25 protein-coding genes are annotated in these 25,072 nt (G+C 68.9%); 7 read left to right on the plus strand and 18 right to left on the minus strand.

Features of this window, described 5'->3' with window-relative positions:
- Positions 1-13: 13 nt before the first annotated feature.
- Positions 14-889, minus strand: a complete 876-nt coding sequence (locus tag IE660_RS06945; RefSeq protein ID WP_203567608.1) for a D-hexose-6-phosphate mutarotase — start codon at positions 887-889, stop codon at positions 14-16.
- 23 nt (positions 890-912) lie between these two features.
- Between IE660_RS06945 and IE660_RS06950 the strand changes: the two genes are divergently transcribed.
- Together IE660_RS06950 and IE660_RS06955 are read left to right on the plus strand one after the other, a co-directional pair.
- Positions 913-1,737, plus strand: a complete 825-nt coding sequence (locus tag IE660_RS06950) for a PIG-L family deacetylase (RefSeq protein ID WP_235997128.1) — start codon at positions 913-915, stop codon at positions 1,735-1,737.
- Positions 1,737-2,258 (plus strand): hypothetical protein, encoded by a 522-nt coding sequence (locus IE660_RS06955; protein ID WP_203567609.1) that lies wholly within the window; start codon positions 1,737-1,739, stop codon positions 2,256-2,258. The genes IE660_RS06950 and IE660_RS06955 overlap by 1 nt, the downstream gene beginning before the upstream one ends.
- Here IE660_RS06955 and IE660_RS06960 read toward each other — a convergent pair.
- Positions 2,243-3,292: a DUF2330 domain-containing protein gene (locus IE660_RS06960; protein ID WP_203567610.1), complete on the minus strand. Its 1,050-nt coding sequence runs from the start codon at positions 3,290-3,292 to the stop codon at positions 2,243-2,245. The genes IE660_RS06955 and IE660_RS06960 overlap by 16 nt on opposite strands.
- A gap of 93 nt (positions 3,293-3,385) precedes the next feature.
- The gene (locus IE660_RS06965) at positions 3,386-4,366 is read right to left on the minus strand and encodes a ribose-phosphate diphosphokinase (protein WP_203567611.1); all 981 of its coding nucleotides are present in this window, start codon (positions 4,364-4,366) and stop codon (positions 3,386-3,388) included.
- Positions 4,367-4,469: 103 nt separating this feature from the next.
- On the opposite strand from IE660_RS06965, the gene IE660_RS06970 reads away from it, so the two are divergent.
- Positions 4,470-4,850, plus strand: a complete 381-nt coding sequence (locus tag IE660_RS06970; protein ID WP_203567612.1) for a hypothetical protein — start codon at positions 4,470-4,472, stop codon at positions 4,848-4,850.
- Positions 4,851-4,862: 12 nt separating this feature from the next.
- Here the strand turns inward: IE660_RS06970 and IE660_RS06975 are convergent, their stop codons facing one another.
- The 7 genes from IE660_RS06975 to IE660_RS07005 all read right to left on the minus strand — a co-directional run bounded on the left by IE660_RS06975 (position 4,863) and on the right by IE660_RS07005 (position 9,277).
- Positions 4,863-5,789, minus strand: coding sequence for a PfkB family carbohydrate kinase (locus IE660_RS06975; RefSeq protein WP_203567613.1), 927 nt, complete (start codon positions 5,787-5,789; stop codon positions 4,863-4,865).
- Positions 5,789-6,679, minus strand: coding sequence for an aminotransferase class IV (locus IE660_RS06980; RefSeq protein WP_203567614.1), 891 nt, complete (start codon positions 6,677-6,679; stop codon positions 5,789-5,791). The genes IE660_RS06975 and IE660_RS06980 overlap by 1 nt, the downstream gene beginning before the upstream one ends.
- Before the next feature lie 23 nt (positions 6,680-6,702).
- Positions 6,703-7,119, minus strand: coding sequence for an SRPBCC family protein (locus IE660_RS06985; RefSeq protein ID WP_203567615.1), 417 nt, complete (start codon positions 7,117-7,119; stop codon positions 6,703-6,705).
- A gap of 148 nt (positions 7,120-7,267) precedes the next feature.
- Complete coding sequence (locus IE660_RS06990) at positions 7,268-7,582, minus strand: hypothetical protein (RefSeq protein ID WP_203567616.1); 315 nt, start codon at positions 7,580-7,582, stop codon at positions 7,268-7,270.
- A 153-nt stretch (positions 7,583-7,735) separates the two neighbouring features.
- Positions 7,736-8,281: a YceI family protein gene (locus tag IE660_RS06995; protein WP_203567617.1), complete on the minus strand. Its 546-nt coding sequence runs from the start codon at positions 8,279-8,281 to the stop codon at positions 7,736-7,738.
- A gap of 195 nt (positions 8,282-8,476) precedes the next feature.
- Positions 8,477-8,734, minus strand: a complete 258-nt coding sequence (locus IE660_RS07000; RefSeq protein ID WP_328701882.1) for an aquaporin — start codon at positions 8,732-8,734, stop codon at positions 8,477-8,479.
- Between the two features lie 138 nt (positions 8,735-8,872).
- Complete coding sequence (locus tag IE660_RS07005; RefSeq protein ID WP_203567618.1) at positions 8,873-9,277, minus strand: MmcQ/YjbR family DNA-binding protein; 405 nt, start codon at positions 9,275-9,277, stop codon at positions 8,873-8,875.
- Between the two features lie 47 nt (positions 9,278-9,324).
- Between IE660_RS07005 and pulA the strand changes: the two genes are divergently transcribed.
- Both pulA and IE660_RS07015 read left to right on the plus strand, forming a co-directional pair.
- Positions 9,325-11,901, plus strand: coding sequence for a pullulanase-type alpha-1,6-glucosidase (pulA, locus tag IE660_RS07010; RefSeq protein ID WP_203567619.1), 2,577 nt, complete (start codon positions 9,325-9,327; stop codon positions 11,899-11,901).
- A 161-nt stretch (positions 11,902-12,062) separates the two neighbouring features.
- Positions 12,063-13,901: a DEAD/DEAH box helicase gene (locus IE660_RS07015; protein WP_203567620.1), complete on the plus strand. Its 1,839-nt coding sequence runs from the start codon at positions 12,063-12,065 to the stop codon at positions 13,899-13,901.
- 13 nt (positions 13,902-13,914) lie between these two features.
- Here IE660_RS07015 and IE660_RS07020 read toward each other — a convergent pair whose 3' ends face one another.
- The 8 genes from IE660_RS07020 to IE660_RS07055 all read right to left on the minus strand — a co-directional run bounded on the left by IE660_RS07020 (position 13,915) and on the right by IE660_RS07055 (position 22,780).
- Complete coding sequence (locus tag IE660_RS07020) at positions 13,915-14,142, minus strand: hypothetical protein (RefSeq protein WP_203567621.1); 228 nt, start codon at positions 14,140-14,142, stop codon at positions 13,915-13,917.
- A gap of 258 nt (positions 14,143-14,400) precedes the next feature.
- Entirely contained in the window at positions 14,401-15,411 is a 1,011-nt protein-coding gene (locus tag IE660_RS07025) for a zinc-dependent alcohol dehydrogenase (RefSeq protein WP_203567622.1), read from the minus strand.
- A gap of 26 nt (positions 15,412-15,437) precedes the next feature.
- Complete coding sequence (gene araA, locus IE660_RS07030) at positions 15,438-16,949, minus strand: L-arabinose isomerase (RefSeq protein ID WP_203567623.1); 1,512 nt, start codon at positions 16,947-16,949, stop codon at positions 15,438-15,440.
- 36 nt (positions 16,950-16,985) lie between these two features.
- Positions 16,986-17,699, minus strand: a complete 714-nt coding sequence (locus tag IE660_RS07035) for an L-ribulose-5-phosphate 4-epimerase (protein ID WP_203567624.1) — start codon at positions 17,697-17,699, stop codon at positions 16,986-16,988.
- Positions 17,699-19,384: a ribulokinase gene (gene araB, locus IE660_RS07040; RefSeq protein WP_203567625.1), complete on the minus strand. Its 1,686-nt coding sequence runs from the start codon at positions 19,382-19,384 to the stop codon at positions 17,699-17,701. The genes IE660_RS07035 and araB overlap by 1 nt, the downstream gene beginning before the upstream one ends.
- A 140-nt stretch (positions 19,385-19,524) precedes the next feature.
- The gene (locus tag IE660_RS07045) at positions 19,525-20,409 is read right to left on the minus strand and encodes a carbohydrate ABC transporter permease (RefSeq protein WP_203567626.1); all 885 of its coding nucleotides are present in this window, start codon (positions 20,407-20,409) and stop codon (positions 19,525-19,527) included.
- Positions 20,409-21,407, minus strand: a complete 999-nt coding sequence (locus tag IE660_RS07050; protein ID WP_203567627.1) for a carbohydrate ABC transporter permease — start codon at positions 21,405-21,407, stop codon at positions 20,409-20,411. The genes IE660_RS07045 and IE660_RS07050 overlap by 1 nt, the downstream gene beginning before the upstream one ends.
- Positions 21,404-22,780 carry an extracellular solute-binding protein gene (locus IE660_RS07055; RefSeq protein WP_203567628.1) on the minus strand — a complete coding sequence of 459 codons (1,377 nt, stop codon included), beginning with the start codon at positions 22,778-22,780 and terminating at the stop codon, positions 21,404-21,406. Before IE660_RS07055 ends, IE660_RS07050 begins: the two co-directional genes overlap by 4 nt.
- Positions 22,781-23,018: 238 nt before the next feature.
- Between IE660_RS07055 and arfA the strand changes: the two genes are divergently transcribed.
- Positions 23,019-24,524: an arabinosylfuranosidase ArfA gene (gene arfA, locus IE660_RS07060; RefSeq protein WP_203567629.1), complete on the plus strand. Its 1,506-nt coding sequence runs from the start codon at positions 23,019-23,021 to the stop codon at positions 24,522-24,524.
- 28 nt (positions 24,525-24,552) lie between these two features.
- Positions 24,553-25,014, plus strand: a complete 462-nt coding sequence (locus IE660_RS07065) for a Type 1 glutamine amidotransferase-like domain-containing protein (RefSeq protein ID WP_203567630.1) — start codon at positions 24,553-24,555, stop codon at positions 25,012-25,014.
- Positions 25,015-25,072 lie beyond the last annotated feature (58 nt).

The raw sequence follows: 25,072 nt of genomic DNA on the forward strand, positions 1-25,072 counted from the left end.
CAACTGGCCAGGTTCAGGCCAGGCGGTAGCGCGCCCTCGTGGTGTGCGACTGCCCTGGCTCGAGCCTGATCGGCCGGTCGAGCACGTTCGCCGCCTCGATGCAGACCATGCCCGGCCACTCGTCGTCGCCGTAGTCGGGCATCGCGGCCGCCTTGGCGATCCACGGGTTCCAGACCACGGTCTGGGCCGCGCCTTCGGTCGTCACCTCGACCGTGCGCGCGCCTGCGTTCAGCACCACCGGACCGGCCGAGTCGTAGACTCGGTCGGTCTCTGCGGTGAACTCCACGTCACCCGACTGGGTCTCGTGCTGCCCGGTCACCTTGTCGAGGTGGGCGTCGCCGTCCAGACCCGACACCGAAGCCTCGTGGAGGTCGTCCACAGCGAGGTAGGTGTGCAGTGCCTGCTCGACGTCGAGCGGCACCTCACCGGCGGTGACGGTCAGTGACAGGGTGAGTGTTCGTCCAGCCTGCACGCGGTAGCGGGCCTCGAAGTCGCCCATCTCGGCGGCGCCCGGCTGACCGGCGACGGCCTCCGGCTCGAGGACGAACTCGACCACCGCATCACCCTCGTCCACCTTCGCGAGGACGAGCCGCCAGCCGACGATCCGTGCCCACCCGTGCGCAGGAACCTGGTCACCGCTGCGTCCGGGGCCGAACCACGGGAAGCAGATCGGTACCCCGCCGCGCACGGGCTGGCCCGCGCTGAAGTGCGAGTGGGCACTCATCCACAGCACCGGGCGTTCACCGGCAGGCTGCCAGTGGCAGACATGGGCACCGTGGGGCAGCACGACAAGGTCGGCAGCCTGGGTGTGCACGCGCAGCGAACTGAGGCCGCCGAACTCAGGATCGGACTCGAGCAGGGTGAAGCCCTCGGGAAGCGTGGTGACCATGGGCCGACGGTATCTTGGTGCGCATGTCAACGCTGGTCTTCATGCACGCCCATCCCGATGACGAGTCGTCGCAGACTGCCGGGACGATGGCGCTGGCGCACGACGCCGGGCACCGCGTGGTCTGGATCTGCTGCACCAACGGCGACCACGGTGCCGTGCCCGACGACCTGGACGAAACCGACGACCTGGTGTCGCTGCGCCGTCGCGAGGCCGAGGCCAGCGCCCGCGTGCTCGGCGTCGACCGGCTGGTCTGGCTCGGCTATGCCGACTCGGGCATGCACGGCTGGGACCAGAACAGCCACGAGTTCGCCTTCGTCATGGCCGACGTCACCGAGGCCGGACGACGGGTCGCCGACGTGCTCGACGACGAGGACGCCGACGTGCTGATCGGTTACGACTTCCACGGCAACTACGGCCACCCTGACCACGTGCAGGTGCACCGGGTGATGAATGCCGCCGTCGAGCAGGCCGCACGGCGACCGCGGGTGCTGCAGGTCACCGGCAACCGTGACGCCATGCGGCGTGGTTTCGCCGCCGCGGTCGAAGCGGGGCTGATGCCCCCCGACGACGCGTGGGACATCGACTCGCCGCTGCCCGACGGCAACCTGTTCGGCACCCCTGAGGACGAGATCCAGTGGGCCGTCGACGTGCGCGGGGTCATCGACCAGAAGCGGGCCGCGCTGGCCTGCCACGCCTCACAGCCCGACGCCGCCGGCATGCTGTTGATGCCCGAGGAGATGTTTCGTGAGGGCTTCGGCTGGGAGCACTACATCGAGCAGGGACTTGACCAGCCGATGATCGTGGGCTGGCCCTTCGACGACCAGACCCCTGTGCAGCGGAGTGCCTGATGGCCCGCCCACGCGAGCAGCACCACTCGGGTCTGATCGACACCACCCAGGTGCCGCTGCAGGCACCCGAGCGTGGTCCGGTGATCGGACGCACCCTGCTGGTGATGGTGCTGGCACTGCTGCTGGCCGGAGTCCTCGGCGGGCTGATGGCCCTGTTCGGTGACCCGATGGCCGATGAGCTCGGCACCGGCGGTGAGGACGTGGTGCGCACCATCGGTCTCGGACTGCTGGTGGGGCTGGCTGCCTTCTTCGTGCTGGTGGTGCCGGTGGTGGTGATTGTGGCGGTGGCCCACCAGACCATGGTGCGCAGCGTGAAGGCCTCCCGGGTCGTGGTGGCCGTGGGCTGGTTCGCGATCACCGTGTTGGTGCTGGTGGTCACCGCGAGTGCGCTCGGCAGCGCCTTCGTCGACGCCCTGAAGCTGCTGTGGGCGCCGGTGCTGCTGGTGGGCGTGGCCCTGGTCGCACTGGCGCCATGGATGGTGTGGGGGCGGATGCGTCCGGGTCGTCAGGACGCGCGCTGACGCAGCCCTCGTCGTACGAGCAGGACCGCACCCACGACAACACTGGCGAACAACCCCACTGGAACGATCAGCATCGACATCAGCACCACGTCGGGACCCCAGGCGTGGCCGGTGTGGATCACCCGCTGGTAGGGCGCAGGCGGGTCGTCGGTGGTGAAGGTGTAGTCGGCGGTGATCTCCTCGGGGTTGAGCACGCCTTGGTAGGCGGTCAGCCACCACTGCTCGGCTGAGTCGCGTCCGACCACCGACGGCGAAATGTAGGTCGAGCGGATGATCTCGAGCGGGCTGTCAGGAGATGCGTCCTGGTCGATCCGCAGTCCGCGGGGCCCGACCAGGTAGAGGCTGACCCGCTGGCGGGTGGTGGCCTTGCTCGACAACTTGATCGGGTAGACCGGGGTGGTGGTCTCGAAGCTCAGCCTGAGTGGGGTCAGGTCGGGCGACAGTGTCGATCCCGCAACGGCCGGCACGAGCTTGACCGCCTGGATCACCCAGCCCTGGTCGAGGTATTCCTGCAGCACGCCGATGATCGTCGGCTTGGTCGGGTAGCCCTGGGTGGTGAGCCAACCGTTGACCGCCGACGCGTCCGTGCCCGACAACGTGGTCACCCGGAATGGGCCCACGTCGGTGATGTCGTCGACCTGCACCGGGGGACGAGACTGCGGCGCGCCGGTGCTGCCTCCGTCACCTGCGCCGAACGCGGGCCAATTGAGGCGGAACGAGGGACGGCTGTCGCGACGTGGCTGGACGAGGCGTTCGAGCGTGGTGAAGTGCTCCCGGTCGCCCAGGCCCAGCTGAGTGCCTCGCGGGGTCGGCATGATCCAGGCCGCCGACGCGGCAGCACCGGTCAACGAGAGCACCATGTCGATCTGCTCGGTCGTCCCGTCGAAGGCGACGATCGCGGTCTCGCCGTCGATCGAGGCCCGCGAGTCGGTGACCACAGCCCCGCAGGCGCAGGCCTGGGCCGCCAGGGGCGAGAACGGTCCGACCCCGAGCACCACGGCCAGGGCGAGGGCCAACAACAGGCGCAGCTTCATGTGGTCAAGGATGAGTGCGCGGCGGGGCAGTTGGCGAGAGCCCTGTGGTCACGATCCGGTGACGAAGCGTGACATCCCTTGTCGCGTCGAGGTTCAGAACAGCTGGTCGGGTGCCGGAGGCGGCGCGTAGGCCGGGTCGACGCCCTTGAACAGCTTCGAGACCGATCGTCCCTCGTTGATTCGGCAGATCGCGTCGCCGATCAGCGGGGCGATCGAACGCACCCGCAGGTCGGGCCAGTCCTGCGGCGGGGGCACGGTGTTGGTGGTGACCACCTCGGTGACGAACGGGTGGTTGCTGAGCCGCTCGACCGCCTTGCCGGTGAACAGGCCGTGGGTGCAGTTGATCGAGGCGCCTGTGGCCCCGAAGTCCTCGAGGCGTTCGAGCAGTTCGACGATCGAGCCGCCGGTGGCGATCTCGTCGTCCAGCACGATGGCGTGCTTGCCGCTGACGTCACCGACGATCGAGTCGATGACGACCTTGTCGTCGGCCAGGCGCTGCTTCGAGCCGGCGGCGACCGGCAGGTTCAGCAATCGCGAGAACTGAGTGGCGGTCTTGGCGTTGCCGAGGTCGGGTGAGACCACGATGTGGTCGGTCAGGTCGCGTCCGCGGTAGTGGTTGGCCAGTTCGCCGATGGCGGTGAGGTGGTCGACGGGGCAGTTGAAGAAGCCGTGCACCTGCGGGGCGTGCAAGGCCATGGTCAGCACCCGCGAGACCCCGGCGGTGACCAACAGGTCGGCGACCAGGCGGCCACCCAACGAGATCCGCGAGTGGTCCTTCTTGTCGGATCGTGCATAGGCGTAGTGCGGCATCACCGCGGTGATCTGCTGGGCCGAGGCGCCGCGGGCGGCATCGATCATCATCAGCAACTCGACCAGGTGCTCCTGGGTCGGCGGCACCAACGGCTGGATGATGTAGACGTCCTTCTTGCGGCAGTTGGCCAGCAACTGGGCCTGCAGGCAGTCGTTGCTGAACCGGCTGATCCTGGCGTGCGACAACTCGATGTCGAGGTACTCACAGATTTCGCGCGCCAGGTCCTTGTGGGCGCTCCCGGAGAAGACGACGACGTCCTTCACGTGACCTCCACAGCGTGGGTACCGGCACCAACTGATCGTCAGACTACCGTCGCGAGACAGGTGTGCGCACCGAGGTCACGCACGGCCCCGCTACGCTGGCCCCATGACCCAGACGACACCGCCTGCCGCCACCACCTCGAGCCTGCGCACCCTGCGCGGCATGACCTTGGCGATGTCAGTCCTGGCGGTTCTGCAGGCCGTGCTCGGCTTCATGCTCGCCGCAGGAGTCGATGGCATCCGCGACGTGCACGGCTGGAGTGGCTACGCCCTGTTCATCGTGTCGATCGTCGCCGCGGTCTTCGCCTGGAAGTACTCGCGCGAGAATGCCCACAAGGGCGTCTTCTACCACGCGACCAGCATCCCGGTGATGGGCCTGCTGCAGATCGGTCTGGCCGAGATGGGCGCCGAGACCATCCACATCGTGCTCGGCGTTGCGATCGCCGTCGCGGTGATCGGGCTGTGGACGATGCTGCGCCGCCACTGACCAGCCGACCTGTCAGGCCGGGTGCTCCGCGAGGAACGCGTCCACCTCGTCCGTCGTGGGGGACGAACCCGGACCCAGTCGTGTGACCTTGATCGCGGCCGCCGCGTTGGCCCGCCTGGTCGCCTCAGGCCACGTCAGGTCCGCGGCCAGAGCGGCCACCAGCACCCCGGTGTGGGTGTCACCGGCGCCATTGGTGTCGACCGGCTTCTGCGGGAACCCCGGCGAGGCGTGCACCTGGTCGTCCCACGCCACCGCACAGCCGTGCTGGCCGTCGCGGACGACCGCTGCGGCGTCGACCGGTAGGTGGTCCAGGGCGGCCTGGGCGGCCTCGGCCATGTCAGTTCGTCCGGTCAGGGCCTCGGACTCCTCGGCGTTGCCGGTCCAGATCGCGGTGCGCGCCAGCACCCGTCGGCGCAGGTCGTCGTCCAACTCGGCGAACACCGCACCGGGGTCGAGCACCACCCGCACGCCGGAATCGAGCGTCTCGAGCCAGGCGACCAACGGATCGCGGGTCTGCTCGACCGCCAGGGTGTAGCCACTGATGCAGACCAGGTCACCCGGAACCGGCGCCGAGGTGGCCAGGCTCTCGACGCTGATCCGGCGTTCGGCGCCCAAGGTGGTGACGAAGGTCCGCTCGGCGGTGGCCTCGACCATCACCCAGCACACCCCGGTGTCGACCTCGTCCACCGGTGGTGCCGACAGGACGACTCCGGCCTCGGTGAGTACTTGGCGAACGAGGTCGCCGTTGGGGCCGGTGCCGTGGGCCCCGGCGTGCACGCAGGTCGCCCCCTGCCGGGCCGCGGCGACCAGGATCGTCACCGCACCACCGGCCTGGCGGACGAAGCTCGAGGCCATCACGTTGCCGCCGCGGTCGGGTAGGTGCTCGATCACCGCCACCTCGTCGACCAGGGCCTGGGCGGTGTGGATGATCCGGGGCATCAGCCGGCCTGGGGTGGCAGGAACCCGATCCAGCGGCGGAGCCGGGCGGTGAACTCGCGGTCGACGCCCACCTCGCGACCGTCCAGACGGACGATCGGTGCGGTGCCACGGATCGAGGACGCCAGCCACACCCCGTCGGCGGCGAACAGTTCGTCCGGGTCGATCAGGCGGACCTCGGTGGGAACACCCTCGGCCTCGGCGCCCTCGAAGGCGACGGTCTGGGTGATCGAGTGCAGGATGCCGCTGGCCCCGGCCGGGGTGGTGCTGAGCACCCCGTTCGACCAGACCAGCAGGGCGGCATTCGGCCCTTCGAGGCAGTGGCCCTCGGTCGAGGTGAAGACCACCTCGGTGGCGCCACGGCGCTTGGCCTCGCGCTTGGCGGCCATGTTGATCGCATAGCTCAGGCTCTTCACCCCACCCAGCAGCCAGGGCACGTCGCGGTACAGGTCGATGCTGGTGCCGCGGTCAAGCAGCACCGCGGCCACGCCCTCGCGGTCGGCCAGCGCCTGCTGGGTGATCGGGGTGATCGTGGCGACCCCGGTCGCGGGCAGGCTGGCGAAGCTCTCCTGGCCGCGGGTCCACATCAGCTTGAGGATCGCTTCGCCGGGCACGGTCCACGCCTCGACGGCCTCGGCGATCAGGTCACGCCAGGCCTGACGGTCGTCGTCGGTGAAGTCGGCGTCCAGCCCGGCCAAGGACCGTCCGAGCCGGTCGAGGTGCCGCTCCAGGTGGTCGACGGTGGACGACCCGTCATCGGCGGTGACCACACGGGTGGCGTCGAAGGCGCCGTCGCCGCGGGTGAAGCCGAGGTCGTCGGCGGTGACCACCGGCTGGCCTGCGACAACGAGTCCTCGTCCGAGCACGGCGACCACCTGGCTGAGTTCGCTCATGCGGCTCAGCCTAGGCCGAACGCTCAGTCCTTGAGCGCTGCGAGCCGGTCGAGCACCTCGTTCCACTCGGTCACGTGCTCGAGGTGTGACTCCGGGCTGGGTTCGACCATGGTGTGGGTGACGGTGAGTTCGGTGGTGGCGGCGTCGCGCCCCACCAGCACCACCCGCACATGGTCACTGATCGGGTCGGGTTCGTCCCAGACCCAACTGAACTCCAACTCCGAACACGGCTCGACGACGAAGAAGTCACCGGTCACGCCGACCTCACCGGCCTGGGAGCGGATGCTGTAGTGACGGCGGGGGCGGGCGTCGAACTCGTAGGTGGTGTCGGGGTATATGGGCCACCACCACCGCGAGAGCCCTGTTGCCGTCGTGCACAGCCGCCACACCTCATGGGCCGGACGGGCCACGTGCCTGGTGATCACGATCGGGTCCGTCATGGCGACCTCCCCTCAGAGGTCTCTCCATGGTCACACGAGGATCATCCTCGGCGCAAGACCCCAACGGGGTGTGACGGATGGCTGGAGACCGCGGGGACGAACGAAGGTCCGCCCCCGAGGGGACGGACCTTCGTTGGCCACCTGCTGGTCAGCCGAGGGCGGCGAACAGCGCGGCGTGCGTGCTGTCGCCCAGCACCAGGTGGGCCTGGCTGAGCGACGGGGCGGCCTTCTTCGGTGCCGAGAAGGTGACGGTCACCGTGGTCGAGGCCTTCGGTGCCAGGGTGATCGAGGCGCACCACGGCGGCCATGCCGGCGACGTGCGGGCTGGCCATCGCTCGGGGCGGTCTCGCAGGAGGCTCGGGCGCAGATGGCCGCGCACATGCAGGAACTGATGGACGACGTCGGTGAGTGCGACGACCGTGAGGTGCTGGTGCGCCGCTTCAATGCCTGCGGCAACCCACATCCAGATGGAGATCGACGAGTCGGTTCCCGGCGGGCCGGGCTCGCCGGGCCAGGACCCCCACCGTCGTCCTCGTCGCTGACCCAACCCTCTGCCACACGCGTGACGCCCCCACCACCTCACCGGTGATGGGGGCGTCCTGCGTGTGGGGTGGGCTCAGGCGGCCTTGATGGCCGAGATCTCGAGCTCGAGGGTGATGTCGTCGCTGACCAGCACGCCGCCGGTCTCGAGCGCGGCGTTCCAGGTCAGGCCGAAGTCCTTGCGGCTGAGCTTGGTGCGGCCCTCGAAGCCGATCCGGCTGTTGCCGAAGGGGTCGGTGGCCTCGCCCTCGAAGTCGAAGGGGATGGTGATCGACTTGGTGACGTCCTTGATGGTCAGGTCACCGGTGACGTTGAGGGTGTCGTCGTCGACGACCTCGACCTTGGTCGAGGTGAAGCGCAGGGTGGGGTACTTCTCGACGTCGAGGAAGTCCTCGCCACGCACGTGGGCGTCGCGCTGGTCGTTGCGCGAGTCGAACGAGGCGGCCTGGATGGTGACGTCGATCTGCGCGCTCTCGGGGTTGGCGCCGTCGCCGGAGGCGGTGCCCTCGAACTCGTCGAACGAGCCGCGCACCTTGGTGACCATGGCGTGGCGGGTCACGAAGCCGAGGCGGGTGTGGCTGGGGTCGAGGTTGTAGCTGCCCTTGATGGTGGTGAGGGACATGGCGTGCTCCTGGAGGATCTGAGTGGTTGAGGGTTCAATCTCTTTCCGGTTGGAACGACGCCTGCCGCAGGATCATTCCCAGATCCAGAAAAAAACTTTCGGCTTCAACCAGATTCCCTGCGCCCAGACGCGGTTCGTGGCGGGAACCGCGCCTTTGACAGCGAAGTTCCCGCCACGAATCGGGTTGGACGAGGGTCAGCTCAGCTTGGTCTCGTCGGTGACGCGGCCCTCGGCCTCGAGCGGCTTGGGGGCGTCCCTTCCGGCGGTCAGCACGGTGTGGCTCAGGCCGGCGATCGCGGCACCGATCAGCGGGGCGACGATGAACAGCCAGACCTGCGAGAGGGCGGCCGAACCGGCGAACCAGGCGACACCCAGCGAACGGGCCGGGTTGACCGAGGTGTTGGTGACCGGGATCGAGTTCCCGACGCCTGGACAAGGGTAGGGGTCGCCCATGAGCGTGAGCCACCCGACGCCGGATCCCCAGCCAATGTTCAGACAACCAGGGTCTGGCGTATGCCGTTCGTGCCGGTGGTGTTTGTCGACCAGCGCTGTGTCGGGTCACCCAGGTTGTCCCGGGTGGTGCCCGGGGCGTCACCGCTGGCCGTACATCCGGTCGTGCTCGGCCACCAGCGACCTGGGCGCCGTCAGCCGGTACGACTCGTCCAGCAGTTCGGCGACTTCGTCCCAGTCGGTGTGTTCGTCGAGGTCGACCCCGACCCACCCGGCTGCTGCAAGGTAGGCGGGCGCGTAGCAGCGAGGCTCGGTCAGCAGCGAGCGGCGCTCGTCCTCGGGCAGCTTCACGATGATCGACTGCGGGTGCTGCACGTACTGCCCGTCAACCTTGATCGAGCCGCCGTAGTGGCAGAACACCTTGGTGGTGAACATCACCGGACGACCGTGGCTGATCTTCTCCTGTGCCCCGGGGAAGGCGAACGCCAACTGCCGCACCCGGGCCAGCAGCGGGTCGTCCTCGTCGAACATCACTGGGTGCGACATGGGCGACAGCCTAGGACGAGCGGGTGCTGGGCTGGTTGCATGGAGCCATGACAGAGTCGTCCGCTGCAGCGCCCGAGGCCCGCGCGATCTGGGTGCGTCCCGACCTGATGCTGTGGCCGGGCATCACCGACGACGCGACCTGGTCGCTGTGGAGCGCTCCCGACGGGGGCATCGCGCCCAACGGCCTGAACGCCACGCTGGCCGCGCTCGTCCCCGACGGCCCGGTGCCCGACGACATCGCCGCAGCCCACCCGCACCTCGCGGGGCACCACGTGCTGAAGGTGCCTCGGCTCGACGTCGAGACACTGCTGCGTGGCCAACTGCTGGTGGTGGCCACCGCCGCCGACGGCACCCAGGCCCGCACCGGCGTCCAGACCGCGCTGCTGCTCGACCACCTGTACGCCGCTGAAGCCACGTCACGGCGCTACGGGTACCTGCCCGAGTCCGGTGAGTTCCGGGTCTGGGCGCCGACCGCGCACACCGTGGCCCTGGTCACCTGGCGCGACGGCGTCGAGCAGGTCGTCGGGATGGACGCCGAGCCCGGTGGGTCGTGGGCGACCACGGTCGGCGACGCCGACGGACTCGAGTACTGCTTCGACGTCACCGTCTACGTCCCCGCCGTCGACCGGGTGCTCACCAACCGGGTCACCGACCCCTGCTCGGTCGCGCTCACCGCCGGCTCGCGGCACTCGGTGGCGATCGACCTCGCCGACCCGCGCTGGGCGCCCGAGGCCTGGACCGACACCCCCGCGCCCGACGTCGAGCGCTTCGTCGACGAGGTGATCTACGAACTGCACATCCGCGACTTCTCGCGCGACGACGACCTCGTCCCCGCACCACTTCGGGGCAGCTACCTGGCCTTCACCGCCGACGGCCACGGCTCCCGCCACCTGCGCAGGCTGGCCGAGGCCGGGCTGACCACCGTGCACCTGTTGCCCACCTTCGACCTGGGCTCGATCCCGGACGACCGCTCGGCCTGGCTGTCGGCCGACCCCGAACTGCTCGCCGCTGCCGCCCCCGACTCCGACGCCCAGCAGGACCTGATCGCCGGCGTCCGCCACTTCGACGGCTTCAACTGGGGCTACGACCCGTGGCACTGGACGACTCCCGAGGGCAGCTACGCCATCGACCAGCACGGCGGCGCCCGGATCGTGGAGTTCCGCTCGATGGTCGGCGCGCTGCACCAGATGGGCCTGCGAGTGGTGATGGACGTGGTCTACAACCACACCCACGCCTCGGGGCAGGACGAGCAGTCGGTGCTCGACAGGATCGTGCCGGGCTACTACCACCGCCGCGACGTGCTGGGCGGCATCTGTCACTCGACCGCCGCCAACAATGTCGCGACCGAGCACGCCATGGCCGAGCACCTGATCGTCGCCTCGATGACCACCCTCGCGCGCGACCACCGCATCGACGGCTTCCGGATCGACTTGATGGGTCACCACCCCAAGAGCGGCATGGTCAAGGTGCGCGAGGCGCTGGACGAGGTCGGGCGCGAGCAGTCGCGCCGGGTCACGCTGTATGGCGAGGGCTGGAACTTCGGTGAGGTGGCCGACGGGGCCCGGTTCGTCCAAGCCACCCAGGCCAACCTCGGCGGCACCCGGATCGCGACCTTCAACGACCGGATCCGTGACGGCGTGCGGGGTGGTCGTCCTTTCGACGCCGACCCCCGCCACCCAGGGTTCGCCACCGCCGCCGGCCCGTGTCGCGGCATCGACCAGGACCTGGTGATGCTGGGGCTGGCCGGCAACCTGGTCGACTTCACTTTTCAGCGCACCGAGGGCGGCACGGTCACCGGCGCCGAGTTGCGCTACGGCGAAGACCCGCTGGTGCACCCCGACAGCATCAGCAGCCCCGCTGGCTATGCCAGCGAACCGGACGAGGTGGTCAACTACGTCGACGCCCACGACAACGAGACGCTGTTCGACGCGATGGTGCTCAAGCTGCCCCGCCACGTGTCGATGGACGCACGGGTGCGGCTCAACACCATCGCCCTGGCCACCGTGACCCTGTCGCAGACCGCGGTGCTGTGGCATGCCGGCGCCGACCTGCTGCGCTCGAAGTCGCTGGACCGCAACTCCTTCGACTCCGGCGACCACTTCAACCGGCTCGACTGGACGGGTGCCGACAACGGCTTCGGACGAGGGCTGCCACCCGCCTGGGACAACCTGGCGCACTGGCCGTTGATGGCTGTGCTGCTGGCCAATCCTGAGTACAAGCCGACGGCTGAGCACGTGGCACTGGCGACGGCGATGGCGCAGGACCTGCTGCGGATGCGGGCAGGGTCGCGGCTCTTCCGGCTGGGCAGCGCTGGGCTGATCCGGCAGAAGTTGAGCTTCCCGGTCTCGGGCACCGACATCGACTACCCCGGGGTGATCTGCATGCTGGTGGACGACCTGGCCGGTGAGCGGGTCGATGCCGAGGTGTCGGGTCTGGTGGTGGTGATCAACGCGACCGGGACGACGGTCGTCCAGCGGGTGCCGGGACTGGCCGGACAGTGGCAGTTGCACCCAGTGCAGCAGGAGTCGGCGGACTCAGTGGTGCGGACGGCGTGGGTCGAGCCGGGCGACGCCGTGGGGTTCCACGTGCCCGGGTTCACCGCGGCGGTGTTCGTCCGCCGCTGACATCTTGCTGCTGAAATGTCGACGCCGGCTCGACCAACCGCCTCTGGAGAGGGGTTGGTGCCGCATTTCACGACATTTCAGCAGGACGAGAGACCGCGGCAGCCTGTCTCGGCGTTGCGGTTTGACCGTCGCGAAGGGCGTGCCGATAGCCTCGGCCGTCCATGCCTTCCCCAGACCAGTTCGCCGACCACGGGGCTGAGCTGCGTCCAGACGCGGCTGCGACAAGGCCTTTCGAGCGTCACGCCACCACCGTGCCCCACGCCTTCGACAACCTGTCACCGGCGTTCCCCGGCCGCGCCCCGTGGGGCACCGCCAAGAGCCTGCGGGCCTGGCAGCAGACTGCCCTCGACGACTACCTCGCCAAGCGACCCAAGGACTACCTCGCCGTCGCCACCCCGGGCGCCGGCAAGACCACCTTCGCGCTGCGGGTCGCGTCCGAACTGCTGCGCGACCGCACCGTCGAGCGGATCATCGTGGTCTGCCCGACCGAGCACCTGAAGGTGCAGTGGGCCGAGGCCGCCAACCGCGCCGGCATCCACCTCGACCCGGGTCTGGGGGGACGGTCGCGTCGCGGGCGCAGCCGTGAGTTCGACGGCCACGTGCTCACCTATGCCGGGGTCGCCGCCAACCTGTTCGGCACCGAGGCCCGCGTCGTCCACTTCAAGACGCTGGTGATCCTGGACGAGGTGCACCACGCCGGCGACTCGCTCAGTTGGGGTGAGGCGGTCGGCCAGGCCTTCCAGCTCGCCACCCACCGGCTGATGCTCACCGGCACACCGTTCCGCTCCGACGAGCACCCGATCCCGTTCGTGCGGTACGAGGTCGAGGCCGACGGCGGACGACGCTCGGTCGCCGACCACACCTACGGCTACGCCGATGCCCTGCGCGACCACGTGGTTCGTCCGGTCGTGTTCATGAACTACGGCGGACCGATGCGTTGGCGCACCAAGGCCGGCGACGAGATCACCGCCAACCTGTCCGAAGCCCTCACCAAGGACCTCACCGCCCAGGCCTGGCGCACCGCGCTTGACCCCAAGGGGAGGTGGATCGCCGCGGTGCTGCGCGCCGCCGACACCCGCCTGTCCCAGGTGCGCCGGCACGTGCCCGACGCCGGCGGGCTGGTGATCGCCACCAGCCAGACCACCGCTCGCGCCTACGCCCGCGCGCTCGAGCAGATCACCGGCGCCAAGCCCACCCTGGTGCTGTCCGACACCCCCGGCTCGTCCAAGCGGATCGAGGAGTTCGCCGAGTCTGACGCGCGCTGGATGGTGGCCGTGCGGATGGTCTCAGAAGGCGTCGACGTGCCCCGTCTGGCGGTGGGGGTCTACGCCACCGCGACCTCGACCCCGCTGTTCTTCGCCCAGGCCGTCGGACGATTCGTCCGCGCACGCCGTCGGGGCGAACTGGCGACCGTCTTCCTGCCGACGGTCCCGCTGCTGCTCGCCCACGCCACCCACCTCGAGCGGCAGCGCGACCACGTGCTCGGGGTGCCGAAGAGTTCGGACGAGGGCCTGTGGGACGAGCAGTTGTTGGCCGAGGCCAACTGCACCGAATCGGCCTCGGACGACCTGATCGGCCAGTTCGAGGCGCTGGAGGCGACCGCCCGGTTCGACCACGTGCTGCACGACGGCCAGCAGTGGGGACTGCACGCCGAACCCACCTCGGACGAGGAGGCCGACTACCTCGGACTACCCGGCCTGCTCGAACCCGACCAAGTGGCCAGCCTGCTCGCCGAACGCCAACGTCGCCACGTCACCCGGCGGGGACGAGCCGAGCGCCGCGAGCGGGTGCCCGACGAGGTCAGCCTGCACCGGGCGCTGGAGGGCAAGCGCAAGGAACTGAATTCCCTGGTCAGCCAGTACGCGCGCAGTTCGGGTCGTCCGCACAGCCACGTGCACGCCGACCTGCGCCGCCAGTGCGGGGGGCCGCCGCTGGCGCGGGCCTCCACCGACCAGGTGGAGGCCCGGATCCAGTTGGTGCGCCGCTGGTTCGCCGCCTGAGGGTCTGGAGTGGTCAGCCCGTGGCCCAGTAGTTGTAGCCGTCGGTGTGGGGGTCGGCGGGGTTGAAGTTGTGGACCGCCGCCGAGGCGGCCGACTCGGGATCGTAGGAGCCGGAGTGGATCACTGACTCGCTACCCAGGTTCCACAGGTGCCACCCGTCACGCGTGAACAGGAAACCCAGGTTGCCATCGACGGTGTAGAGCAGCCCCGTGCGCCGAGGCTCGCTCGCCGGCCACGGCACCGGATGGGCATGGTGAAGGTGGGTGCAGGGGCTGGTGCCAAGCTGGTCGGAGGGCCGGCCGGCTGCGGGGTGGTGCTACCCAGCTCGCCCCAGCCGAGCCAGCCAGCCCAGGGTCGCCAGGGTGCCGGCTGCCGCGACGCCGCCACCGAGGCAGAAAACATCGCGCCGGGTGCCTGCCACCGGGTGGAAAGAGGGCGGTTGCCCTCACTCTCCACTACGCAGCGGCCGCGCGAAAGGTTCTGTCGGACCCCCCGGGCCTCACTTGCTGGGATCGATGACCACCTTGAGACCCTTGCGGGCCGAGGCGTCGGCGAAGGCCGAGGCGGCCTCGTCCAGCCCCACCGTCTGGGTCACCATCGAGCGCACGTCGATCTTGCCCGAGCGCACCAGCTCGATCGTCCGGGGATACATCTCCTTCATCCGACGCACCAGGCGCAGGTCGATGCCCTTGCGGCGGGCCGGTCCTGCGGTGAAACCGATGTGGTCGTCACTGGGAATCCCGACCAGCATCACCCGTCCGCCGGGACGGCAGGCCAGGCACGAGGTGGTCACCGCATCATCGTTGCCGGCGACCTCGAACACCACGTGTGCCCCGAGGCCGGTCAGCCGCTCCCAGGTGGAAGCCTCTCGGGCCTCGTCCGGGGTGAGCACGACCTCGGCCCCATACTGGGTGGCCATGTCACGTCGGTGCGCGAGCGGTTCGACCGCGATCACCCGGGCGGCACCGCTGGCCAGCGCCAACTGCACCAGCAGCAGCCCGATCGGACCACAGCCGACCACGGCCACGGTCGCCCCGACTGGCACGTGCGCCAGGTCCCAGGCGTGCAGCGCCACGCCGAGCGGCTCGAGCACCGCACCGTCGGCGGCGGTGAAGCCCTCGGGCAGCGGGTGCAGCAGGTGGGTCGGCCAGCTGATCAGCTGCTGCATCGACCCGTCGAGCGTCGAGTGGCCCGAGAACTGCACGGTCGGGCACAGGTTGCGGTGCCCCTCCTCGCACATCTCGCAGTGCCCGCACGGGATCGCGGGGTCGACCGCGACCACTTGCCCGGCGTACGGTCCGTCGACCGCGACCCCGGCGGTCTCGTGGCCGGGGACGAGCGGACGAGTCAGCCCGGCATCGCCGATGTTGCCGTCCTCGAACCAGTGCAGGTCAGACCCGCAGATGCCCACCGCGGTGATCCGCACCAGGGTGCGTCCCTCGGCGGCGGTCGGCTCGTCCTCGTCGTGCACCCGCACGTCGCCGGCAGCGTGCAGCCTCAGCGCCTTCATTGCCTCGTCCCTCTTCTTCCCGGCCGTCAGCGCAGGCCGTCGGTGAACTTGTGGACGACCGCGTTCCAGCGCAGCTCCTGGCTGAAGCGGCGCACCGTGGTCTCGTCATCGATGATCGCAAGTTCGAGCCCGGCGATCTCGGCCAGGTCGACGAAGTGCTCCAGGCCGACCGCGGTGGTCATCACGGTGTGGTGGGCCGCGCCAGCTGTCAGCCAGCACTCGGCCGAGGTGGCGAAGTCGGGTTGCGGCACCCAGACCGCCCGGGCCACCGGAAGGTTCGGCAGGTCGGCGTCCGACCCGACCACCTCGACGACGTTGGCGATGAACCTCAGCCGGTCGCGCAGGTCACTCATCGCCACCACCAGCGCCGGGCCGTTGTCGGTGTCGAACACCAGCCGCACGGGATCCTCGCGGTCGCCGATGCCGAGCGGATGGATCTCGAGCTTCGGCTTGCCGGTGGTCAGCGTCGGGCAGATCTCGAGCATGTGGGCGCCGAGGATCTTCTCCTTGCCGGGGGTGAGTTCGTAGGTGTAGTCCTCCATCAGCGACGCGCCACCGGGCAGGCCGTGGCCCATCACCTTGGCCAGCCTCACCAGGATCGCGGTCTTCCAGTCGCCCTCGGCGCCGAAGCCGTACCCGTCGGCCATCAGCCGCTGCACCGCCAGGCCGGGCAGCTGCTTGAGTCCACCGAGGTCTTCGAAGTTGGTGGTGAACGCCCCGAATCCGCCCTGCTCGAGGAAGCGGCGCATGCCGATCTCCTGGCGGGCGCCGTAGCGCAGCGACTCGTGCCGCTCACCGCCGGCGCGCAGGTCGGGGCCGACGTCGTAGAGGTCTTCGTACTCGGCGACCAGCGCATCGATGGCGGCATCGTCCACCGCGTCGACCACCGCGACCAGGTCGTTGACACCCCAGGTGTTCACCGAGACCCCGAGCATCGCCTCGGCCTCGGTCTTGTCACCCTCGGTGACCGCGACGTTGCGCATGTTGTCGCCGAAGCGGGCCAGCTTGAGGTGCTGCAACTCGGCCCACCCGACCGCGGCCCGGGCCCAGACCGCCACCCGGTGCTGCACGACCGGGTTGGACGCATGCCCCACCACGGTCTTGCGTGAGACCCCCAGCCGTGCGGCGATGTAGCCGAACTCGCGGTCGCCGTGGGCGGCCTGGTTGAGGTTCATGAAGTCCATGTCGATGGTCGACCAGGGCAGTTCGACATTGGCCTGGGTGTGCAGGTGCAGCATCGGCTTGGCCAGCGCCTCGAGCCCGAGGATCCACATCTTCGCGGGGCTGAACGTGTGCATCCAGACGATCACGCCCACGCAGGAGTCATCGGCGTTGGCGTCGAGGGCGGCCCGCTTGATCGCCTCGCGGTCCTTGAGCACCGGCTTCCAGACCACCGGAACGCCGACCTCGTCGGCCTGGTCGAGCAGCCGCGCCACCTCCTCAGACTGGGCCGCGACCTGCTCGAGGGTCTCGGGGCCGTAGAGGTCCTGCGAGCCGGTGAGGAACCAGATCTCGCGTCCGTCGAAGGGGTTGTGCATGTCAGTTCTCCTGGCTGGAAGGGTGGCGTGGGCTGATCACTGCCCGTAGACGTTCTGGTAGCGGTCGTACAGCGACCTGATCAGGTCGGGGTCGATCGGCAGCGGCTCGCCGAGCTGGCGAGAGATGTGCACCGTGCGGGCGACCTCCTCGCACATGGCGGCGGCCTTCACCGCGGCGCGGGCGTCCTTGCCGATGGTGAACGGGCCGTGGTTCATCATCAGCACCGCCGGCGAGCGCGAGTCGCGCAGGGTCTTGACGATGCCTCGTCCGATCGAGTCGTCGCCGATCAGGGCGAACGGGCCGACCGGGATCGATCCGCCGAACTCGTCGGCCATCATCGTCAGCACGCACGGGATCGACTCACCACGCGCGGCCCAGGCCGTCGCGTAGGTCGAGTGGGTGTGGACGACCCCGCCGACGTTGTCCATGTGGGCGTAGACGTAGGCGTGGGCGGCGGTGTCGGACGACGGCTTGAGCCCGATCGGGGTGCCGTCGCCGACCTTGTTGCCGTCGAGGTCGCAGACCACCATGACGTCGGCGGCGAGTTCGTCGTAGGAGACCCCTGACGGCTTGATCACGAACAGGTCGGTGCCGACCTCATCGGCGCAGCGCACCCGCTCGCTGACGTTGCCGGCGGTCCAGACCACCAGCCCCCACTTGATCAACTCGCCGTGCAGTTGGGCGACTCGCTCCCGGGTGTCGTCGATCCGGCGCTGCAGGTCGTCCGACAGGGCATCGAGCTGGATCATCAGGCCTCCCGACGAGCGGCGATGGCCTCACGCCGACGCTGCTTGAGCCGGCTCATCACCTCGTTGGTGCCGCGTCCGAAGTAGTCGTGCAGGGTGGTGTACTCGGCGAACAACCCGTCGTAGGCAGCTGCCCGCTCGGTGTCAGGGGTGTACTGGGCGACACGTCGTCCACCCATGGTGTGGGCGGCGGTCGGAACGTCGGGGTAGGCGCCGGCGGCCACCGCGGCGTGGATCGCCGACCCGAGCGCGGGTCCCTGCTCAGAGACGATGGTCGACAGCGGCAGGTTGGTGACGTCGGCGTAGACCTGCATCAGGAACTCGTTGCGCAGCAGCCCGCCCGCGACCACCAGTTCGTCGATCGCCACACCGGACGAGGTGAATGCCTCGATGATCGTCCGGGTGCCGAAGGCGGTGCTCTCGAGCAGGGCACGGTAGATGTCCTCGGCGCGGGTGGTCAGCGTCATGCCCAGCAGCAACCCGGACAGTTCGTGGTCGACCAGCACCGAGCGGTTGCCCGACCACCAGTCCAGTGCGATCAGCCCGTGCTCGCCGACGGCCTGGTCGCGGCACAGTTCGGTGAGCAGCTCGTGGGTCGAGATGCCACGCTCGCGGGCCTGCTCGTGGTACTCGGCGGGCACCGCGTGGTTGACGAACCAGGCGAAGATGTCGCCGACACCGCTCTGGCCGGCCTCGTAGCCCCACAGCCCTTCGGTGATGCCGCCGTCGACCGCTCCGCACATGCCGGGCACCTCGTGCAGTGCGGCGTCGTTGACCACGTGGCAGGTGCTGGTGCCCATGATCAGCACCAACTTGCCCGGTTCGCAGGCGTCGGCAGCGGGTGCGGTGACGTGGGCGTCGACGTTGCCGGACGCGACCGCGATCCCCTCGGGCAGGCCGGTCCAGCCGGCAGCCTCAGCGCTGAGCCGCCCGGCCAGGGCCCCCAACGGAGTCGTCGGGTGGGCGAGCTTGTCGTCCACGAAATCGCCGAACTCGGGGTTCAGCGCCTCGAGGAAGTCGCGGGTGGGGTGCTCGCCGTCCTGCAGGATGCCCTTGTAGCCGGCGCTGCAGGCGTTCTTGGTGTAGGTGCCGGTCAGCTGCCAGATGATCCAGTCGGCGGCCTCGACCCAGCGGTCCATCCGGTCGTAGAGCTCGCGGTCCTCCTCGAACAACTGCAGTGCCTTGGCGAACTGCCACTCCGAGCTGATCAGGCCGCCATAGCGACGGATCCAGGGCTCCTGGCGCTGGTGGGCGAGTTCGTTGATCCGGTCGGCCTGGGGTTGGGCGGCGTGGTGCTTCCACAGCTTCACCCAGGCGTGCGGGCGGTTGCGGAACTCGTCCAACTCGCTCAGCGGGGTGCCGTCGTCGAGCACCGGCACCATCGTGCAGGCGGTGAAGTCGGTGCCGATGCCGATCACCTGGCTGGGGTCGATGCCGGCCTCGGCCACCGCGCGGGGCACCGCGTCCTTGAGCACGGCCACGTAGTCGGCCGGAGCCTGCAGCGCCCAGTCGGGCGGCAACTGCTGGTCGTTCGCAGCGGTCAGGGTGCGATCCATGACTGCGTGCGGGTACTCGGTGACCGCGGTGCCGAACTCGGCACCGTCACTGACTCGCACCACCAGCGCACGTCCTGACAGGGTGCCGTAGTCGATGCCGATGACGAACCGGTCGTCAGGGGAGTGGTCCATGCCCAGCGCCTCCTAGCAGTGGTGGTCTCCCTGGCCGTGGGAGCCGATCCTGAGCCCAATGTTAGCGCTCACATTTCCGATGAGGATGGTGGCTGTCGACCCTTCGACCCAGCAGGGACGAGGGGTCGACAGCCGAACCATCACCCCTTCAGTCCCGAGCCTGCCACGCCCTCGACCACCTGTCGCTGGAAGATCAGGAACAGGATCACCAGCGGCAGTGCGCCGAGGATCGACGAGGCCTGGATGTCGCTCACCCGCTGGCCGAACGAGCCCTGCACCGTGGCCAGGCCGACCGGGATGGTCATCAGCCGCGGGTTGGTGAGCACGAACAGCGGCAGCATCAGGTTGTTCCAGACGCCGACGAAGGTGACGATCGACATCGCCGCGATCACCGGACGCGACAGCGGCAGCACCACCGAGCGGAAGATCCGCCAGTACGAGGCACCGTCGATGCGGGCCGCCTCCTCGAACTCCTTGGGAAGGCCGTCGAAGAAGCGCTTGAACACGAACACCGCGATCACCTGGGGCACCTGTGGCAGGATGACCGCCCAGTAGGTGCCCAGCAGCGACAACTGGTTGAGCAGGGCGAACAGCGGCACGATCAGCACGTTGCCGGGGATCATCACGCCCATGACGATCAGCAGCATCGCCCAGCGTCGTCCCTTGAACTCCAGGCGCGACAGGGCGTAGGCAGCCATCGTGCAGACCAGCATCGACAGGAACACCGTCAGCACGCCGGTGACGAAGCTGGCCAAGTACCAGTTCCAGATGTCACCACCGCGCAGCAGCGTCTCGTAGGAGTCGGTGGTCAGGTTCCAGCCCTCGAGGATCGCGGGTGCGCCGAGTGCCGAGACGCCGTTGTCGGTGAACGAGGTCTTCATCGCCCACAGGCTGGGGATCAACCACAGGATCGACAGCGTGATCAGGATCACCCAGGCGGTGACCGTGAAGCCTCGTCCCGAGCCCTTCTCGCCGGGGATGCGGGCGGCCGGTGCGGCGGCGGAGATTCCGTTGGACGTCGACATCAGTCAGCCCTCCTGGCCGAGAACCACTCCATCGCCTGGCGCAGCAGGGCGACCACGACGATGACGATGAACAGCAGCACCGAGGCCGCCGAGGCGGCGCCGACGCGGTAGTCGGTGAACGCGGTGTTGGTGACCAGCCCCAGCACCACCTGGGTCGACAGACCCGGTCCGCCGCCGGTCATCAGGTACACCTGGTCGAAGATCTTCAGGCTGGCGATGATCTGCAGCAGGATCACCAGGCTGGTCGTCGGGCCCAGCAGCGGAATGGTGATCGACTTGATCTGCTGCCACTGTGAGGCACCGTCGACCGCAGCCGCCTCGTACAACTCGCGCGGGATGTCCTGCAGGCCGGCGAGGTAGAGGACGAAGTTGAAGCCGATCGTCCACCAGACCGTGGTGACAGCCACACCCAGCATGGCCAGGCTCGGCGTGCCGAGCACCGGCGAGGGCGACTCGTTGCCCAGAGCGCTCTGCAACGAGTTCCACAGGCCGGTGCCGGGGGTGAAGATGAAGTTCCAGATCAAGGCGATCGCGGCCGAGGGAAGGATGAACGGCACGAAGAACGCCAGCCGGAAGAACCACTGCCCGCGGCGTACCCGGTTGGCCAGCACGGCGAGGACGAACGCCAGGATCACCAGCGGTGGCACCGTGAAGGCGGTGAAGACCAAGGTGTTCCACAGCGACTTCCAGAACTCCTCCTTGGTGAGCATCTCGCGGTAGTTGTCGAACCCGGCGAACGAGCCCAGCCCGGTCTCGACCAGCGAGGTGTTGAACATGCTCGAGATGAACATGTAGATCACCGGCCAGATCAGGAACAGCACGTAGACGATCGCGAACGGCAGGAGGAACATCCAGCCGGCGCGTGCCTCGTGCTTGGTGCCGGGGCGGATGGCGACGTCACGGCTTGCCCGACGGCGGTCGAGGTCGGTGGCGTCGGCGCGGCCCTCGACCCGGGAGTCGACCGAGGGTCCGGTGGCGTTGGTGGGCGCGGTGCTCATGACTGCTCTCCTGTCGCCAGGGGATCGGCGGTGCGCGCGTAGACCTCCAACTGGCTGCGTGCCTGGTCGAGGCCCTCCTTGGGGGTGGCCAGGTCCTGGGCGACCAGTCCGATCTGGGCACCGATGATGTTCTCGAAGGTCGAGCCCGACCCGGAGTACCAGGCCGGGGGAGTGAACACCACGTAGTCGATGACCTCGGCGTAGTTGTTCTGCGGCTTCAGGTCACGGAACTCCTGGGAGTCCAGGGCCCGGGTGAAGGTCGGGATGTGCCCGCCGGCTGCCCAGGCCAGCGACTGGTCCAGCATCTCCTTGACGAACTCCATGGCCCGCTGGGTGCGCTCCGCTGAACGATCCATCGTCGGCAGGATGAACACGTGCGAGTCGCACTGTGCGGCCTTCTTGTCGAAGATCTGCGGGATCGCGGTCATGCCGAATTTGAGGTCCTTGACCGACTGGGCGGTGGTGATCTCCCAGCCGCCCATCATGTACAGGCCCGAGCGCCCGGTGAACATCATGGTCTGGGCACCGGCGTAGTCGGCGTTCTTGGGCATCAGGCCCGAGGTCGTCCACTTCTGCATGTGCTCCAGCACCTTGAGAGCGATGTCCTCGTTCCAGGTCAGCTCCTTGCCCCCGTCGGACAGGAACGGCGTCGCCCCCTCGTGCTGGCTGTACAGGGTGTAGAACCAGCGCCAGCAGGTGGCGTTGTCGGCGATGGTCGGCACGGCCAGCGCGAACTCGCCGGTCTCCTCCTTGATCGCGGTCAGGGTCGACTCCCACTGTTCGAGGCCCTGGATCGGCTTCATGTTGTCGCCGTCCATCACCCCGGCGGCCTGGCAGACGTCGATGTTGTAGTAGAGGACGAAGGGGTGGATGTCGAGCGGCAGCGCGTAGACCTTGCCGTCGACCTTGCCCTGCTCCCAGACCGACTCGGTGAAGTCGTCGGCACTCAGCCCGACCATGGCGAGCATGTCGTCGGTGATCTCGGAGAGCAGCCCGCCGCGGGCCAGGTTCTGCGCCCGGGTCAGGTGCGAGACGGCGACATCGGGTGGGTGCCCACCGAGGGTGGCCAGCGAGACCTTGGTGTAGTACGGGTTGCCCCAGGCGAAGGTGGCTGCCTCGAGGGCGGCGGTGCCGTGCTTCTTGGTGTAGTCGTCGAGCATGGTCTGCAGGCGGGCACCGTCACCGCCGGAGAACAGGTTCCAGAACTGCACGGTGCCGGGTGCCACCTCGGTGCCGGCGATACCGGCGCTGAGGGTGCTGCAGCCAGCCAGTCCACCCGCCAGACCCAGACCGCCAGCGGCCTGCAGGAGTGTTCGGCGGCTCAGTCGCGGCGAGTGCCTCCCCGCCGCGAACGTGGGGTGAGGGACGTCCATGGGCACTGACCTCCATTGGTCGGTGTGGCGCGGATGCGTTCCACCCGAACACGGCGACGGGGGTCAAGTCAAGGAGTTGCGGCGATCTGGTCCAGACCGACCACCCTGCCGGGCGGAGCCTTCACAGGGTTGTTTCACAAGCCTTGACACTCGACGAAGCGTGGGTGAAGGTCGAGGTGATCGGATGCCGAAAAGAGTGTCCCCACCTGGATGCTCGTCCCAGCTGAAGGGCCCCCTCATGTGCGCTGCACGCCTTGTCATTGATCCCGCCTTCCGCGTCGCGCCGGTGCGCCGCCGCACCTTCGGGTGCTTCGTCGAACACCTGGGACGATGCGTCTACACCGGCATCCACGAGCCCGACCACGACACCGCCCTCGAGGGCGGCTGGCGAGGTGACGTGCTCGAACTCGTCCGCGAACTGGGTGTGACCGTGATCCGGTACCCGGGTGGCAACTTCGTCTCCGGCTACCGGTGGGAGGACGGCATCGGTCAGGTCGACGAGCGCCCCAGCCGACTCGACCTGGCCTGGCACTCGATGGAGCCCAACACCGTGGGCGTCGACGAGTTCGTCGCCTGGTGCCGGCTCGCCGACGTCGAACCCGAGATGGCGATCAACCTGGGCACCCGCGGGGTGCAGGAGGCGCTCGACATCCTCGAATACACCAACGTGCCCTCCGGCTCGCACTTCGCCGAACTGCGCCGGACCAACGGCGCCGACGACCCCTACCGGATCAAGCTGTGGTGCCTGGGCAACGAGATGGACGGACCGTGGCAGATCGGGCACAAGACCGCCGAGGAGTACGGCCGGATCGCCGCCGAGGCCGGCCGTGCCATGCGCATGATCGACCCCGACCTCGAACTGGTGGCGTGCGGATCGTCCTCACGCGCGATGCCCACCTTCGGTGAGTGGGAGCGGATCGTGCTCGAGGAGTCGTGGGACCAGGTCGACATGATCTCGGCCCACGCCTACTACTACGAGGACGAGTCGGGTGACCTGGCCAGCTTCCTGGCCAGCGCCGAGGACATGGACCGCTTCATCGACTCGGTCGCCGCCACCGCCGACGCGGTCGGGGCGGCGCGCAAGTCCGACAAGGTGATCGGCATCAGCTTCGACGAGTGGAACGTCTGGTACCAGCAGCGTGCGGAGTCCCGTCCGCCGAGCGGGGACGACTGGCCGGTCGCCCCGGTGCTGCTCGAGGACACCTACAACGTCGCCGACGCGGTGGTCGTCGGCAACCTGCTGATCTCGCTGCTGCGGCACAGCGATCGCGTGTTCTCGGCGAACCTGGCCCAGTTGGTGAACGTGATCGCCCCGATCATGACCGCCCCGGGTGGTGCCGCGTGGAAGCAGACCACCTTCCACCCGTTCGCGCTGACTGCTGCGCACGCCAAGGGTGAGGTGCTGAGGGTGGCACTGGACTCGCCGATGGTCTCGACCGCGAAGTTCGGCGAGGTGCCGGCGCTGGATGCCGTGGCCACCCACGACGACGAGTCGGGCGAGACCGTGGTGTTCGTGGTGAACCGCTCGACCGCTGACGAGCTGGAGGTCGAGGTCGCCGTGCGCGAGGGCGCCGGGACGCTGGTCGAGGCCGTCACCTACAGCCATGACGACCCGTACTGGCAGGCCAGCGCGGACGACCAGTCGGTGGCACCCGAGGCCAACGAGTCGGCGAAGCTGGACGACGGTGTGCTGACGGTGACCCTGCCCAAGGTGTCGTGGACGATGGTGCGCTTGGGCCGGTGAACCAGCTGGTCGGCAGTAGCGTGCCGCCATGGCGATGAAGCTGCTGCTCACCTCGGGTGGCGTCACCAACCCCAGCATCGGACGAGAGCGCTGGGAACCCTGGGTCCGCGACGCCGACGTGGTGCTGGTCGACGGTGGCGACGCCAGCTACCTCGCCCACTGGATGCGGGCGAGTGGTCTGGCCGACCTGCTGCCCGACCTGGACGCGGTCTGGGTCGGAGTCAGTGCCGGCAGCATGGTGATGACCCCACGGGTCGGTGACTTCTTCGTCGAGTGGCCCGGGGCCGCTGATGACCGTGGTCTGGGTCTGGTCGACTTCTCGATCTTCCCCCACCTGGGCGTGTTCGCCACGAACACCCTCGAGGCGGCCGAGCAGTGGGCGTCCGATCTCGGCAACCCGGCCTACGCGATGGACGACCAGACCGCGATCACGGTGGTCGATGGTCAGGTCGAGGTCATCTCCGAGGGCACCTGGATGCACCTGGGGTGAGGTTCTGGGGTCGGCCTCACCGGTTCGTGGCGTGAAATGACGGGTTGACCGCGCACTT

Source organism: Aestuariimicrobium ganziense, assembly GCF_015352975.1.
GTDB lineage: Bacteria > Actinomycetota > Actinomycetes > Propionibacteriales > Propionibacteriaceae > Aestuariimicrobium > Aestuariimicrobium ganziense.